Below are 14,364 nucleotides of genomic sequence, written 5' to 3' on the forward strand. Positions count from 1 at the left end.
GCAGCCAGGGCGAAAGGCTGCTCCGCAATCGCGGCTTCCGCAACATCCGGCGCATAGATTGCCGTGGTCGGTTCTTTATTTACCGCGCATGGCGAGGAAATTCCCGGTTCGAGATTGCCGTCAGGCAAAGCAATGGCCGCGTCGTCGATGTACGCAGAATTGGGAGTAGGAGATAGTTCAGGTTCGTTCGGTCAAGCCAAGGCAGCGAATCGGAGCACATGAAAGGAACGACAATCTTGACATGGTTTTGGAGAAGACCGTTGGCACTTCTTGTTGCCTTGAGCCTTGGAAGCAGTGCGCAGGCACAGGACGCTCCCGTGGTCGGCGTTGCGCCCGTGGTCATCGAAGATACCTCCCGTTCCACTGAATTCATAGGGCGCGTCGAAGCGCTCAACGCCGTCGATATTCTGACGCGCATCGACGGCTTCCTGGAAAACAGGCTCTTCGGCGAGGGTTCGACCGTCCGGAAGGACCAGGACCTCTTTTTTATCGAAAGGAACACTTACGAGATCGCTCTGGCAGATGCGCAAGCTGCGCTTGTCAGCGCCAGGGCCAGTTTCACCGAGGCGGAGCGGCAGCTGCAGCGCAACCGCTCCCTTATAAACAGGCAGACCATCGCCCAATCAATTCTTGAGCAGAGCGAGACCGCGCTGGAAACGGCAAGGTCCACGGTCATGTCGGCCGAAGCGCGTGTGCGTCAAGCAGATCTCAATCTGAGCTACACCCGTATAAACTCCCCGATCGACGGCCGGATCGGCACAGCGGCTTTCTCGGTGGGAAGCTTCGTCGGAACTTCATCCGGTGCTTTGGCCCGCGTGGTCCAGATGGATCCCATTCGCGTGGTGTTTTCCGTCAGCGACCGGACGATACTTGACCTTCGCGCAGCTGCGGGGGGCTTGAGCAAAGATGCGCTGGCGAAACAGTTCACGACTGGTCTGCGGCTGTCGAACGGCAGTCAATACGACGAGGCCGGCGAGATCGAATACTTCGAGAATGAAATCGATGCACAGACCGGCACGATCGCCGTCCGCGTTCTGTTTCATAATCCGCAGTCGCTTCTCGTGCCGGGGCAGTTCGTCACCGTGGTCGTGAAGGAACTCAAGCAAAATCTGCGGCCCGTGGTGCCGGTCGGTGCGGTTCAGCAAGACCGTGAAGGCAAATTTGTGTTTGTCGTCGACGCCAAGAACCAGGTCGAAACGCGCAGGATAACCGTCTCAACCCAAAAGGGAAGAAACTGGATCGTCGACGACGGTCTCAAAGGCGGCGAGAAGCTCGTTGTGGAGGGTATACAGAATGCTCCTCCCGGCACCGTCGTCAGAGTCACTGAGGTCAGCGACCCGCTCGCTGATCCTTCAAGTGGCTTCACCCCTCCCTTGCCTGGGGCGAAGCCATGAAGGACATCTCGGCACCGTTCATTGGCCGGCCGAGATTGGCCATAGTGATCGCGGTCGTCATGACCATTGCCGGGGCGCTAGCCCTCACGCAAATTGCCGTCGCACAGTTTCCGCAGATAACACCGCCGGAGGTGCAGGTTACGGCAAGTTATCCCGGCGCGAGCGCGAGCGTGCTCACTGACAGCGTCGGCGCGCCGATCGAGGACCAGGTCAACGGCGTGGAGGACATGCTGTACATGTCCTCATCCAGCAGCAACAATGGGACCTATTCGCTGACCGTCACGTTCGAAGTGGGCACCGATCCGGCGATAGCCCAGGTGAACGTGCAGAACCGCGTCGCCATGGCGACGGCGCGCCTTCCGGCTGCGGTCACGCAGACGGGCGTGTCGGTGCGAAGCCGCTCCTCAAGCATGCTGATGGGGATCGCGCTCTATTCACCAAAGGGCACGAGAGACGAGATATTCATCAGCAATTACGCGACGATCAATGTCCGAGATGCCATTGCCCGCGTGGCCGGTGTCGGCGAGGCAAGCGTCTTCGGACCTGTCTATAGCATGCGGATCTGGATGAATCCTGACCGCATGCAGGCCCTCGGCATCACGGCCGCCGACCTGACGTTCGCGATCCAATCCCAGAACGTGCAGGCGGCAGCGGGTCAGCTCGGATCCGCACCTTCTGTCAGCGGTCAACAGCTTGAGCTTACAGTGACTGCGCGGGGCCGCCTCACAAACGAGACGGAATTCGGAAACATCGTCATTCGCACCAACAAGGACGGAGCTATCGTCCGTCTCCGCGATGTCGCCCGTGTGGAACTCGGCGCGCAATCCTATGACACCGCCTCCACATTCAATGGACAGACCAGCGCCACCGTCGTCGTCTACCAATCCTCCGACGCCAACGCGCTTGCCGTCGCCAACGCGGTTCGCACCCAACTGCAAACGCTGTCGGCACAGTTTCCTGACGACATGGCCTATACGGTCGCCTTCGACACAACAACGTTCCTGACCGAGACGATCAAGGAGATCGGCCTCACGCTCGCGATCACGTTCGCGCTGGTGGTCGCTGTCACCTATATCTTCCTGCAGGACTGGCGCGCGACAATCATTCCGACCCTGACGATTCCTGTGTCGCTTATAGGAGCATTCGCCGTTCTTTACCTGCTTGGCTATTCGGCCAATACGATTACGCTTTTTGCCATGGTGCTCGCCATCAGCCTCGTCGTGGACGATGCCATTATCGTCGTCGAAAACGTGCAGCGCATCATGAAAGAGGACCAGCTCGGGGTACGCGAAGCGACGGTACGCACCATGAGGCAGGTTACCGGCCCCATCGTCGCGACCACACTCGTCCTCGCGGCCCTCTTTGTCCCTATTGTTTTCCTGCCGGGCATTACCGGGCAGCTCTACCAGCAGTTCGCGGTCACCATCCTCGTCACGATCACGTTCTCCACCATCAATGCCTTGACCCTGAGCCCGGCGCTCTGCGTGCTCACGCTCCGGCCTCCGCAGCCCGTTCGCTCCAGACTGTTCGGATCTTTCAATCGTGGCCTTACCGCCTCGCGCGATTTCTATCTCAAACTGCTTTCCGCCCTTGGCGGACGGCTGCCAGTCGCGGCGGCTGTTGTCCTGGTCATCTTCGGCGGCATTTACGGGCTTTACCGCTTTCTGCCGACAGGATTTGTGCCTGCGGAGGACCAGGGCTACCTTTTCATCAACGTCCAGCTTCCGAATGCCGCCTCGCTTGAACGAACGCAACAGACTCTGGCGAGCGTCGTTTCGGTGTTGCAGCGGACACCCGGCGTCGCCAACTCCATCGGCATTTCCGGCATGAGCATGATCGGCGGCAGTGGATCCAACACTGGTATGGTCATCACTGCGCTGAAGCCATGGAGCGAACGAGGGTCCGGCGAGAGCGTCGACGCCATCATGAGCCACATGCGCTCGGAGTTTGCCAAGATTTCGACCGCGTCCATTGTGCCCTTCAACCCCCCGGCCATCCCCGGTCTTGGAACGACGGGCGGTTTCGACATGCGGCTGCAGGCGCGTGGTGGCCAAAGCCCGGAAGAGCTGGCCGAAGCGATGCGGGGCCTTATCGTCAAGGCAAACCAGACACCCGGGCTGGCGGGTGTCTTCAGCACGTTCTCCGCCGATGTTCCCCAGGTCTACCTGGATGTCGATCGCAAGCGCGCGGAGCTCTACGGGATTTCCCCCTCGACGATCTTCAGCGCCCTGCAGGCGCATCTCGGGTCTTCTTACGTTGATGACTTCAACATATTCTCGCGCGTCTACCAGGTCCGCCTCCAGGACGAGCCCGAGTTCCGCAGCCGGATAGAGGACATTCAGCGGCTGCGGGTCCGTAGCCAAAGCGGGGCACTCCTTCCCCTGCAGGCGCTCTTGACCGCAGCGACGGCCTATGGCCCCAATGCCATCAGCCGCTACAATCTGTTTCCTGCCGCGGCCGTAAACGGGCAGGCCGCCCCCGGGGCGAGCACGGGACAGGCGTTGACAGCCATGGCGTCCCTGGCGGAACAGGTTTTGCCGTCCGGCTTCGGCTTCGAGTGGACTGGACTTGCGCTTCAGGAAAAGCAGGCGGGCAACCAGATCACGGTCATCGTGCTCATGGGTATTCTTTTCACCTATCTGTTCCTCGTTGCCCAATATGAAAGCTGGAGTATCCCCGCCGCTGTGATGCTGTCAGTGACCGTTGCCGTGCTTGGCGCGCTGTTCGCGCTTCTCGTGGCCGGTATCGACCTCAATATCTATGCGCAGATCGGCCTGCTGCTGCTGATCGGCCTCGCCGCCAAAAACGCCATTCTCATCGTCGAGTTCGCGAAGGAACGGCGCGAAGAGGGAATGGAAACGATGCAAGCAGCCGTAGCTGGAACATCCGAGCGGTTTCGGCCGGTGCTGATGACGGCTGCGGCATCAATATTAGGCGTGATACCGCTGGTGATCGCGACGGGCGCGGGAGCCGGCAGCCGGCGCTCGATTGGCGCGACAGTATTCGGCGGGCTGATTTTGGGCACGATCGCGGGCCTTCTGCTGATTCCTGTTCTCTACGTTCTCGTCCAGACCATCAGGGAGACTGTGAAGCGTCGGTTGTTCGGAATTGAGGAGGAGATCCGGTCGACGAGGGAGGGCTGAACCCTGGTCGAGAATGAACCCGGCGTTGCAGCCATGTCCATGGAGGGAATTTTGCGCAAGAATTTGTTTGTACCGCTGGGACTTGTTCTTAGCCTGGTGATGACGCCTGTGGCGCTCCCCACCGCCGCCATTGCCCAGTCGGTCAGCATCACGATCGGCACCAATCTGAACAGAGGCAGGGGAATTAGCTGCAGTCAAGGCGAAAGGCTGCTCCGCAATCGCGGCTTCCGGAACATCCGGCGCATAAACTGCCGTGGTCGGTTCTTTATTTATCGCGCATGGCGAGGAAATACCCGGTTCGAGGTTGCCGTCAGGCAGAGCAATGGCCGTGTCGTCGATGTCCGACGGATAGGAAGAAGAAGATAAACTGGGCCTGTACCGGCACTGCCGTAGCGGATAAATCAAAACCACGATGAGGTGACTCCCGCGGATATCGCTGTTGCATCGGAACGTGAGTGCGAGGAAGCAAAAGGACTGACCGATGGTCCCGATCAAGCTCGAAAATTTCATGCCCCTCAACCCCGCTGAAGTCAAGTTGGTCGCGGAATTGGGATCGGGAGATTTCGAAAGGCTGGGCGATGGCCTTCGGCCGGAATGGGATGACCCCGACAGGATCGTACGCGCGGAGTTGGTTCGTTTTCTCCTTCTTGGCGTTGACAGCGGCCATCGACTGCATGAGAAGGGCCTAAGGCTTAGCGGGGCGCGCGTGATCGGCAAGCTCGATCTCGAAGGCTGCCGTTTCCAACGGGACATCGGCCTTAAGGATTGCCTCTTCGACGCCCCTCCTGTTTTTCGGTCAGCCGTCATCGACAATCTTTTCCTCGATGGCTCGTCCCTGCCGGGCCTGCAGGCCGATCGGCTTGAAGCCCGGGGGGAACTTTCCTTGCGCAGCGCAACCTTGACGGGCCAAATTCGCCTGTCCGGGGCTCGAATAGGAGGTAACATTGAGGCTGATGCGGTCACGTTGGTGCTGCCGGAACAGGTGGCGATCCTTGCCGATCAGTTAGAAGTTCGAGGAAGTGTCCTGCTTCGCGGAGCGGATATTAAAGGAAGTATCGACCTGTCGGGTGCACGGATTGGTGCAGATATCAATGCTGCCGGCGCGCGCATTGAACGGCCTGAAGGACTGGCGTTGGACGGTGAAGGCGTCGCCGTCCGCGGCGATCTGGTCCTCAAAGGATCGATGATCGCAGGCGAGACGCGCTTGTGGGGCGCTGATTTCGGAGGAAATGTTCATTGCGGGTCTGCCACCCTCAACCAGCCTGGTGGTTACTGTTTGCGGCTCAACAGGGCCCGGATAGGCGGCGCATTTTTTCTGCGCAACAACGCGTCGGTCGGTGGAGTGCTCGATCTGACTGCGGCGGCGATCGGCGCGATTTACGATGACGAGGCAAGCTGGCCCCAACCGGGAAATCTACTACTCAACCGCTGCCGATACGACGCGTTCATCGGTGGGCCAGTGGATGCGAAAAGCAGGTTAAGCTGGCTGGCACGGCAAGTGCCTGAGCGATGGAAAGAGGAATTCTGGCCTCAGCCCTACGAGCAGCTCTCAGCGGTCCTTCGCGACATGGGCCACGATGAAGATGCCCGCACCGTGTTGATTGAGAAAGAACGGCTTCAACGGCGGGCGCGGCGGGCCCGAACAAGAAATCCGTGGATGTGGATTGCACTGGCTTCCAGCGACGGAATTCTTGCTGTCACAGTCCGCTACGGACGCCAACCGCTTTACGCCCTTTTTTGGCTTTTTCTTTTTTGGGTTATCGGAGCGACGGTGTTCGATTTTGCGGAGCGGAACAGCGCGCTCAAGCCCAACAGCCCTGTGATGCTTCGTTCCCTCGAGTGGACAATGTGCGCGCACGGGCAGGAGCAAACCGTCTATATGCCGTCGGTAGGACAGGTCATTGCGGGGCGTGCCGAAGCCGGGCAATCTCAAATGGAGTGTTTTTTGAATCAGCCCGAAGCCTCAAGCTACCCGGGATTCCGCCCATTGATGTATTCGCTCGATACGCTTTTGCCCGTAATGGAGTTGGGCCAAAGAGAATATTGGCGGCCGGACCCGTCAAAGCCGACAGGATCCCTTGCCCTGCACTATTTCTTCTTCCAGTCTGTTATCGGGTGGGCACTGAGCCTGCTGGCCATCGCGGGATTCTCGGGCCTTGTCAAATCGCGGTAGCCCGCCGGAAAATATGCGGGCACCGTTCTGAAGGGGCTATGCCTAGCTATTTCGCGCGCATGGTCAAATTCCGAATCCATGCCACAAGGGAGAACGCACCTGCCCCGGCTACAGCACCGCCGAGCAGGTCGATCACGTACCCGGCCACAGGCACGCTGCGAGCTCTTCCCGTAAAGAAGATTATCGCTGCCATGCATAAGAACCCGATAACAAGCCCCCACAGCGCCGAGTTGGTTATACTGACTTTTTTCATATTGCCTCCCAGGCGGCCTGCCATCTGATCTTCAATGCCGCCATTCCCGCTCGCCGCAGTCTCGGTTAGGTCGCAGTCGCGCCAACACCATGTCCAGCATGGCGAGAACTCGCATCATTGATTGCGTCGAACAATCATAAGCACCAGTAAGACCAGGCCAAGAGCGAGCATGGCAATCCCGACAGTAGTGAATTCAGGCGATCCGTATCTATAACCTGTTGCCGTAAGGAGAAATCCGAGAACGATTGCGGCCAGCCCGATGACCTTCTTCATCAGGGGAGACACGTTGTAGCTGCTTGCGGCCATATCGAAACTCCGCTCTTTTTGAGGAATAAAAAGAAACAAGTTATTTCATCCACAGCACGTGAACTGAGCAGCCCGCGCCAGGTTGCTCAATCCATCCACCCTATGGTTTAAAACCAACGATCTGACGTTATGTTGGATGTGAGTTCCCTCAAACGTCGATCGCCCTATCCAAAAGCGATTGCCTCATCCTCAGCCGTGAAGTCTGCGCAGTAGCGCGCCGAACCGCTCTTCGGGCGCGTACGCCTTAACGTCGGCCGTGGTCCTGTATGGCGGGCGGGCCGTTTGCCCGCTCCTGACATCGGTAGGACTGCACCCGAACTCGCGTCTGAAGGCACGGCTAAATTCTGTTCCATCGTTGAAACAGCGTTGCTCGGCGATCTCGATGATACGACGTTGATCATTCGGATCGGAAAGCGCCGCATGCGCGTCGAGCAGGCGTCGATGCTGGATATAATGCGTGACGCCGCCGAACGGCTGGAACAAGCGATAGAGCCGCGAGCGCGAAACGCCAAGCTCACGCCGCAGGGTCTCGGCCCGAAGTGCCGGATCGAACAATCTGGACTGGACGATCCGATGCGCTTTTTCGATCAGGGCCCTCGCAATCGGCTCCCGTGCCTCATCCAGATGATCCGCGCTTGGAGAAACGCAAGCCAGAATCATCGCCCGCGTCGCAGCTACCAAAGCAGGAAGATCAACCTCCTCGACTGCCGGCAGCCGCTTGGCAAGGCCGATCATGAAATCGGAGAATAGACGGCCCAACCCGGTGTCGAGCGTCGAGAATTCCGCGCCACTCAACGTGTTAGTCACTTCGTAAGAAAAATCGCGTGGAACGAACAGCGTCAGCATTTCACTATCGGTGACGGTTCCTTCGAAAGTCCGGCCGAGTGAGTGAACCTGCACGACGCCTGCACCACCCTCAAAAGTCCTGGTTGGCGCAATCGTGTTGACGCTGCCATGCAGTAACATCGTCAATGTCCAGTGATCGAGGGAATCCCGCCGTGTATGTCCGCGCAGGCTGGCAAATCTCAACGCATCGGTCTTGATGCGTGAGAAGGCAAGGCAGCCGAGGTCCCAAGTGACTTGCTTGCCACCAAAGCCGACGGTCACATCCTCGGGCGTATTCAATTCAAGAATGGATGCGAAATTGGTGCGCCAAGCTTCAAACTGATAGCCTGGGGGAAGGTCGTGCGTTGTGAGCTCATAGGCCCGCAGGTGCAATGGCGCGCGCACAATTCGCCCCGGATCAGGCATGGCGCGATCTGATACCATTGCGATTGCATCGCGGTATGTGCCGGGAAACCGATCTTGGTCTAGCGCAGTTTCGGACCTCATAGCGTCACCACCCTCACGAGAATGACTGCAGAACTTTTTGAAACATTCGACCTGGTTGCACACCAGCGTGTAAATAGCAGTGCTTATGACCCTTGGAGCTTAGATGGTCACATCATCATATATGTGGTAATAAAAATCGTATAACACAGTTAATGCGAATTGTTTAGTCCGTAACTCTATCCGCTTCGGACAAATCCTCCAATCCACGGCTTAACCAATGCCGACCGTCCAAGCATTTGGTAATGAAGTCTCTTCAACACTGAAAATCCTAAAGCAAAGACAAGGCGAAGTAACCTCAATCGCCGAGTCTTTTCATCGGCTGCTGCCGCCCTCCACAGTGAAGCCGATCTAAGGGATTGCAGTTGCGTTAAACAAAGTGCACCGAACTCTTTTCACTACTCGTGCCAACAATGGCAAAACTTCCGGTCGACGCTCGCCGACTTAGGCTAAGTTGTCCGAGTCGATTCCCGCCAATTCGAACGAGAAGCAGCAGTCCCCGTGTCCGGGTGCTATGAATGGCTGGCTTGCCATTTTCCTTTCTCGCGACATCTTTCCAGCAACGTCGGAAGGAAGACGATCCGGAGAGCGACCTTGATGTTGGCCTCATCGCTGACAGAGACCATCTCTCGGAGGTCGTGGAGGTAGTCCGGGAAAACCTTCGGGAGCAGTCCGACAGACTCGGCTTCGTTCCGAACGTTGTCGGGCTCGACCTGGAGGATGTGGTTCGCCTCGCGAGAGATTCCGACCCTTGGTGGACGACCACAATAGTGGATGCAGTCGTCCTAATAGGTGATCGCCCGGAAAATGTCCCAGGCAGTCACCGTGTAGGCGGCGAAAACATCGTTAGGAAGGGTCGAGAATGATGGCCGAGCAGTTCTTTAAAGCATTTTGAGGTTTTCTCTCAGCACTACCTATGGCGAACCGCTCAACACTCTTCCGCATGGTGGCCACGGTATCGCCTGGCATGGATCAAGAGCTGATCTTCGACAATGCGAGTCTTTAAAGATGCCTTACAAAGTCGCACGTTCACAGGAGTCCCTTGAGGTCGACACCCATCTTCAAGCCGCGCCTTGATTGGTTAGGCTGGCCAAACGGCCTGAAATTACAGCGTCACCGAGGATGATACCCATCTTGTGCATCCTTTCCCGATGCACTTTGCTGCTCGTCGCTTGCAAACCCTTGGCCAATCCGTCGCAAATGCTGGTTCAGTTCGACACCAGATCCGCGCCGAACCATTTGAGGCTTATCGCTTTCAGCGAACCATCCGCTTCAATTGCTTCGATAGCACCATTGAACCGTTCGGCAAGTTCCTTGTCCTGCTTGCGCAAGCCAATGCCGACACCTGGGCCAAAGAGGCCGCCCGAAATTCTCGGACCGTAGAGCGCTGCCACCGCACCGTCCTTCGACTCCAGAAAAGCCTTCCAGACGGAGTAGTCTGCCAATCCAGCATCAATGCGGCCTGCAACCAGATCAAGATTGAGATTGTCTTGTTTGTCGTATGTCCGGATTTCAACGGCATCGCCAAAATACTCCCGGACGAATGCTTCGGCGTTCGTTGATCCCTGCACGCCGATGATTTTTCCTTTGAGATCGTCCTTCAGGGCTTGCAGAATGCCTCTCTCCTCTTCCGCTTCGGACGAGAGATTGACTTTCAAATGGCTGGCCAACTCGGCAAGACCGAGCGACTTTCTGACCACGAAGTAATTGGAGGTCAGGGCATAGGGTTTTGAGAAGGAGATAACCTGCTTTCTTTTTTCGGTGATCGACATTCCGGCCATGATGGCATCGAACTTGCCGACGTTCAGAGCGGGAATGATACCGTCCCATGCCTGTGTCGCAAATTCGCATTTTAATTTGGCCCGCTCACAAAGCGCCGTGCCGACATCGATGTCAAAGCCCACGGGTTTTCCAGATGTGTCGACTGAATTCCAGGGTGGAAATGCGCCTTCAGTGGCGATCCTGATCGTTTTGCCGTCCTGGGCACTCGCCTGCCCGAAAATCAAGGCAGCCAGAAGTAAAGACAGTGGCAGTTTGAACCTATTCATTGTGGATCCCCTTGTCAGTTTGCCTTGCGCTGTAAATCCTCGGGATATGATCTCTGAGCTGCGCATAAAGGCCGACGATATCGGTCCCCCAGAGGGCGGCGACTTCTTCATGCGTGATGAATTGCTCACCTTGACGGCCGAGCAGCACGACCTGATCCCCGTAGCGGGCTTCCGGAACATCGGTTAAGTCGATGCGTATGTGTTCAAGATGGGCGGGAGGCAGCAGCCGGGCTCGCTGCCCCCGCACGAGGCCCACCGCATCGTCTGGAATCTGCCTGGGAAGCCCGTCTCCCCAGCCCATGCCAATCACCCCGAGGATCATTGGATTCTTCCCGAAAATGGTCGGCGCGGGTCCGAGGGAAGTATCGAGGCGCTTGACCGAAACCAGGCTTGAACAAATGGATTTCAGGGCCGGGCGCAGCATGACCGGGCGGGTCGGCCTGTCGGACTCCGGAAGCCCAAAAAACAGCGCTCCTGGATCAACGGCATCGAAGTCCATGTCCGGATGGTTTAGCACGCCCTCTGTACTGGACATCATGACCACAGCGGGGCGCCAGCCGAAACCGCTGGCCTCGCGCAAGATCGCCTGCATTCTATCGAATTGCTTGTCCGCATCTGAGCCTTGCATGGCCGGCAGCTCGCTCATGTGGGCGTAAATGCCCTCGACTTGCACATCGGCAAGACCTGCCGCTGCGGCCAGAAGTTTACCCGCATCGAAAGGCGTGGCCCCGGCGCGGAAGAACCCGAGGTCGACTTTTATGAACACACGCAGTCTCGTGATGGCAGCCCGCCATTGCTCCAGCTCGTCCATACTCGAAACGCTGACGGTCAGATCAAGCGACTGAATTGTCGGCGCGGCCGCAGGCAGGGCACCCGGATAGAGCAGAAGCTGCTGGGATACGCCTTCCTGGCGAATAGCGATGGCATCGAGCAGAGAAGCCACCGCGAAACCATCGACACCCTCCTTGGCCAAAGCAGAAGCGACCGGACCAGCGCCGCATCCATATGCGTTGCGTTTCAGACAGGCATAGACCTTGACGTGGCAAGGCAGATGGCGGCGCAGTTGCCGGTAGTTGTGGCAAATGGCATCCAGGTCGATCTCGTACCAGCTACCGCGCAACATTGCGGCGCTGGCCTGATCTGCAGCGCGTACGCCTGATCGAGGCACCGCAACCGTCCTCATGGTGCCACTTTCTGCGATGCGGAGATTTTTGCGGCTGCCCTGATGCGTGAGCGGCTGTTGTTCTTGAGTCCGGCGCGTTGCTGATGCTTTGTCATATGCCTTTCCAATCGGCCAAAGAGACAAACGATCAGGAATGTGAAGCCGAGATAGATCAGGGCCGCCGCTATGAATACCTCGTAAGGAGAAAAGGTCTGCGCCACGATCTTGCGCGCCGTGCCGGTCAGTTCCATGAGAGTGATGGTGCTGGCGAGAGAACTCGCCTTCAGCATCAAGACGACCTCATTGGCGTACGCCGGAAGGGCGAGCCGAAAGCCGGCAGGAAGAACGATCCGTCGGATGCGCAACGCGTAGGACATGCCGAGTGCTTTTGCAGCTTCGATTTCACCAGAGGGAACCGCCCGAATTCCTCCACGCAAAATCTCCGTCGTATAGGCCCCGTTGTTGAGGGAGAACGTGATGAGTGCGCACCAGTAAGGCTCTCTCAAGATACTCCAGGCGGCGCTTGAGCGTATCCACTCCAGCTGGCCGGCGCCGTAATAGATGAGAAATAGTTGTACCAGCAGAGGGGTACCACGGAACACGAACGTGTAGAGGAGAACGGCATAGGAAAGAACGGAAGACGGCGAAGTTCGCAACAGCGCAAGCGGAACCGCAATGAGAAGGCCGATGGCAACGGACGCTGCCGTCAGTTGCGCCGTAAGGAGCATCCCTTCGAGAAGAAGGGGCAGAACTTCGACAATGAGATGCAGGTTCATGACAACCGCCTCATTGCGCGAACCGCACGCCGCGGTCGGCGCGTCGCTCGAGCCATGTCAGGCCGACCAGCGAAACGGAGGTGAACAACAGATAGAGGCCGGCAGCGATCGAATAGAACGTCAGGGGGTCGTGGGTTGATCCCGCAGCGATACTGGTCTTGCGCATCAGATCTTCAAGGCCGACCACGGAAATCAGCGCGGTATCCTTTAGCAGTGTGAGCCAGAGATTGCCGAGGCCAGGCAATGCGTAACGCCACATCTGCGGGAGAATCACCAGGTGCCACAGGCAAAACTTCGACAGGCCAAGAGCCTGAGCCGCGTCAATCTGCCCTGGAGGCACCCCCTGAATGGCTGCCCTGAAGACTTCGGTCGCGTATGCGCCAAAAACGATCGTCAGTGCAAATACGCCGGCGGCGAAGGCATCGACCTCGACGTAGCGACCGAACACCGTTGTCAGCGCAACGGTGCCGCCAAAATACAGGATAAGAATAATCAGAAGCTCGGGAACACCGCGAACAATCGTGGTGTAACAGTCAGCGAGCCACCGTATAAGCTGAAACCGGCTGCGTTTGGCCAAGGCTCCGCACAGACCGACGCCGATACCCAGCGCCAGACTGGTGCATGCTGTACGAAGTGTCGTGAATGCGCCAAGGGCGATTTGATCGCCAAAGCCTTGCAATTCCGTCATTGGCCACGTTCCCCGAAATGTGCCGACAGGAACTGTTTAAACCGCGGCGAGGAGGGCTCGCTGAAAAGTTGGTCCGGATTGCCCTCCTCTTCGATCTGTCCCTGGTAGAGGAAGACGACGCGGTTGGACACGTGATGGGCAAATCCAAGTTCGTGGGTAGCAATGAGCATCGTACGCCCTTCATCGGCGAGCGATCGAATGACCTTCAGCACCTCTCCGACCAACTCTGGATCCAGCGCGGATGTCGGTTCGTCAAAGAGAAGGATTTCCGGTTGCATGGCCAGAGCGCGAGCAATCGCGACCCTTTGTTGTTGCCCGCCGGAAAGATGCGCCGGGTAATCGTGACGCTTGTCAGCCAGGCCCACTTTGAGGAGCAGCTCTTCTGCCCGAAGGCACGCATTCTGTTTAGAAATACCAAGAACATGGATTGGTGCTTCGATAATGTTCTCCAGAACAGTCTTGCACGACCAGAGGTTGAAGTGCTGGAAGACCATTCCCAGCTTGGCGCGCACGGCGTTGACCTCTTGGTAACCCGCAAGACTTCCGCCCCTCCTGACGCGTCTGCCGGAAATCCAGATCTCACCTTCGCTCGGCTCTTCCAGAAAGTTCAGGCATCGCAGAAACGTGCTTTTTCCAGAACCGCTGCTTCCCAAGATGGAAATGACATCGCCGCGCTGCGCGGTCATGAAAATCCCTTTGAGGACCTCGAGCGTCCCAAAGCGCTTCTTCAGATTTTTGACGCGCAGCGGGGCGTTGCTGTCAGAAATGCGGGGCTGAAATTGATCGTTATCAGATTGCGTATGCACTGGAGACCCTCGTTTGTTTTCGCGAAGATGCGACAGCCAACGCGAGGGTGCTTGCAGTAAATTGATGCAGCTGCGGGATCTGATCAGTAAATCATTGCTATGCTTTGCCCGGCCAGGCGCCGCGATATGCCACGGGGGTTGTACCCACTTCCCGGCGAAAGGCATTGGAAAAATGGCTTGAACTGGAGAAGCCACATGACAGGGCGATATCGGTGACCGGCATCGAGGAATGGCGCAGAAAGTCCTTTGCCCGCTCGATCCTGCGCCGGATAATGAAGGCATAGGG

The 14,364-nt window shown here is 57.7% G+C and carries 13 protein-coding genes; 4 read left to right on the plus strand and 9 right to left on the minus strand.

From position 1 onward, the window contains the following. Positions 1–260 precede the first annotated feature (260 nt). The 3 genes from C7476_RS15720 (at position 261) to C7476_RS15735 (ending at position 6,710) form a co-directional block, all read left to right on the plus strand. Positions 261–1,394 carry an efflux RND transporter periplasmic adaptor subunit gene (locus C7476_RS15720; protein ID WP_245426375.1) on the plus strand — a complete coding sequence of 378 codons (1,134 nt, stop codon included), beginning with the start codon at positions 261–263 and terminating at the stop codon, positions 1,392–1,394. Further along, positions 1,391–4,537, plus strand: coding sequence for an efflux RND transporter permease subunit (locus C7476_RS15725; protein WP_114430846.1), 3,147 nt, complete (start codon positions 1,391–1,393; stop codon positions 4,535–4,537). Before C7476_RS15720 ends, C7476_RS15725 begins: the two co-directional genes overlap by 4 nt. A gap of 481 nt (positions 4,538–5,018) precedes the next feature. Next, positions 5,019–6,710, plus strand: a complete 1,692-nt coding sequence (locus C7476_RS15735; protein ID WP_114430847.1) for a translocation/assembly module TamB domain-containing protein — start codon at positions 5,019–5,021, stop codon at positions 6,708–6,710. A 46-nt stretch (positions 6,711–6,756) separates the two neighbouring features. Here C7476_RS15735 and C7476_RS15740 read toward each other — a convergent pair whose 3' ends face one another. From C7476_RS15740 to C7476_RS15750, 3 genes are all read right to left on the minus strand, one after another. Beyond that, positions 6,757–6,963 (minus strand): hypothetical protein, encoded by a 207-nt coding sequence (locus C7476_RS15740; protein WP_147274662.1) that lies wholly within the window; start codon positions 6,961–6,963, stop codon positions 6,757–6,759. A 114-nt stretch (positions 6,964–7,077) separates the two neighbouring features. Further along, positions 7,078–7,269, minus strand: coding sequence for a hypothetical protein (locus C7476_RS15745; RefSeq protein ID WP_114430849.1), 192 nt, complete (start codon positions 7,267–7,269; stop codon positions 7,078–7,080). 189 nt (positions 7,270–7,458) lie between these two features. Further along, positions 7,459–8,601 (minus strand): helix-turn-helix domain-containing protein, encoded by a 1,143-nt coding sequence (locus C7476_RS15750; RefSeq protein WP_245426376.1) that lies wholly within the window; start codon positions 8,599–8,601, stop codon positions 7,459–7,461. 515 nt (positions 8,602–9,116) lie between these two features. Between C7476_RS15750 and C7476_RS15755 the strand changes: the two genes are divergently transcribed. Continuing rightward, positions 9,117–9,464, plus strand: a complete 348-nt coding sequence (locus C7476_RS15755) for a hypothetical protein (protein ID WP_114430850.1) — start codon at positions 9,117–9,119, stop codon at positions 9,462–9,464. Positions 9,465–9,806: 342 nt separating this feature from the next. On the opposite strand, the gene C7476_RS15760 is transcribed toward C7476_RS15755, so the two are convergent. The 6 genes from C7476_RS15760 to C7476_RS15785 form a co-directional block, all read right to left on the minus strand. After that, positions 9,807–10,646: a transporter substrate-binding domain-containing protein gene (locus C7476_RS15760; protein WP_114430851.1), complete on the minus strand. Its 840-nt coding sequence runs from the start codon at positions 10,644–10,646 to the stop codon at positions 9,807–9,809. Further along, positions 10,639–11,829: an alanine racemase gene (gene alr / locus C7476_RS15765; protein ID WP_114430852.1), complete on the minus strand. Its 1,191-nt coding sequence runs from the start codon at positions 11,827–11,829 to the stop codon at positions 10,639–10,641. The genes C7476_RS15760 and alr overlap by 8 nt, the downstream gene beginning before the upstream one ends. Continuing rightward, positions 11,826–12,584, minus strand: coding sequence for an ABC transporter permease (locus C7476_RS15770; protein ID WP_114430853.1), 759 nt, complete (start codon positions 12,582–12,584; stop codon positions 11,826–11,828). Before C7476_RS15770 ends, alr begins: the two co-directional genes overlap by 4 nt. Positions 12,585–12,594: 10 nt before the next feature. After that, a complete protein-coding gene (locus C7476_RS15775; protein WP_114430854.1) occupies positions 12,595–13,272 on the minus strand; it encodes an ABC transporter permease in 678 nt (225 codons plus the stop codon). Then, a complete protein-coding gene (locus C7476_RS15780) occupies positions 13,269–13,958 on the minus strand; it encodes an ATP-binding cassette domain-containing protein (RefSeq protein ID WP_181872457.1) in 690 nt (229 codons plus the stop codon). Before C7476_RS15780 ends, C7476_RS15775 begins: the two co-directional genes overlap by 4 nt. A 217-nt stretch (positions 13,959–14,175) precedes the next feature. Then, on the minus strand, positions 14,176–14,364 hold a 189-nt coding region (locus C7476_RS15785), incomplete at its 5' end, for a helix-turn-helix transcriptional regulator (RefSeq protein ID WP_147274663.1).

The sequence above is a fragment of the Phyllobacterium bourgognense genome (assembly GCF_003337575.1).
In the GTDB taxonomy this organism is placed as follows: domain Bacteria; phylum Pseudomonadota; class Alphaproteobacteria; order Rhizobiales; family Rhizobiaceae; genus Phyllobacterium; species Phyllobacterium bourgognense.

Excerpts from the sequence above, each read along its gene's own strand:
- C7476_RS15770 (WP_114430853.1), bottom strand. The coding sequence starts at position 12,584 with ATGAACCTGCATCTCATTGTCGAAGTTCTGCCCCTTCTTCTCGAAGGG.
- C7476_RS15780 (WP_181872457.1), bottom strand. The coding sequence starts at position 13,958 with ATGACCGCGCAGCGCGGCGATGTCATTTCCATCTTGGGAAGCAGCGGT.
- alr (WP_114430852.1), bottom strand. The coding sequence starts at position 11,829 with ATGAGGACGGTTGCGGTGCCTCGATCAGGCGTACGCGCTGCAGATCAG.
- C7476_RS15760 (WP_114430851.1), bottom strand. The coding sequence starts at position 10,646 with ATGAATAGGTTCAAACTGCCACTGTCTTTACTTCTGGCTGCCTTGATT.
- C7476_RS15775 (WP_114430854.1), bottom strand. The coding sequence starts at position 13,272 with ATGACGGAATTGCAAGGCTTTGGCGATCAAATCGCCCTTGGCGCATTC.
- C7476_RS15755 (WP_114430850.1), top strand. The coding sequence starts at position 9,117 with ATGGCTGGCTTGCCATTTTCCTTTCTCGCGACATCTTTCCAGCAACGT.
- C7476_RS15750 (WP_245426376.1), bottom strand. The coding sequence starts at position 8,601 with ATGAGGTCCGAAACTGCGCTAGACCAAGATCGGTTTCCCGGCACATAC.
- C7476_RS15740 (WP_147274662.1), bottom strand. The coding sequence starts at position 6,963 with ATGAAAAAAGTCAGTATAACCAACTCGGCGCTGTGGGGGCTTGTTATC.
- C7476_RS15735 (WP_114430847.1), top strand. The coding sequence starts at position 5,019 with ATGGTCCCGATCAAGCTCGAAAATTTCATGCCCCTCAACCCCGCTGAA.
- C7476_RS15745 (WP_114430849.1), bottom strand. The coding sequence starts at position 7,269 with ATGGCCGCAAGCAGCTACAACGTGTCTCCCCTGATGAAGAAGGTCATC.
- C7476_RS15725 (WP_114430846.1), top strand. The coding sequence starts at position 1,391 with ATGAAGGACATCTCGGCACCGTTCATTGGCCGGCCGAGATTGGCCATA.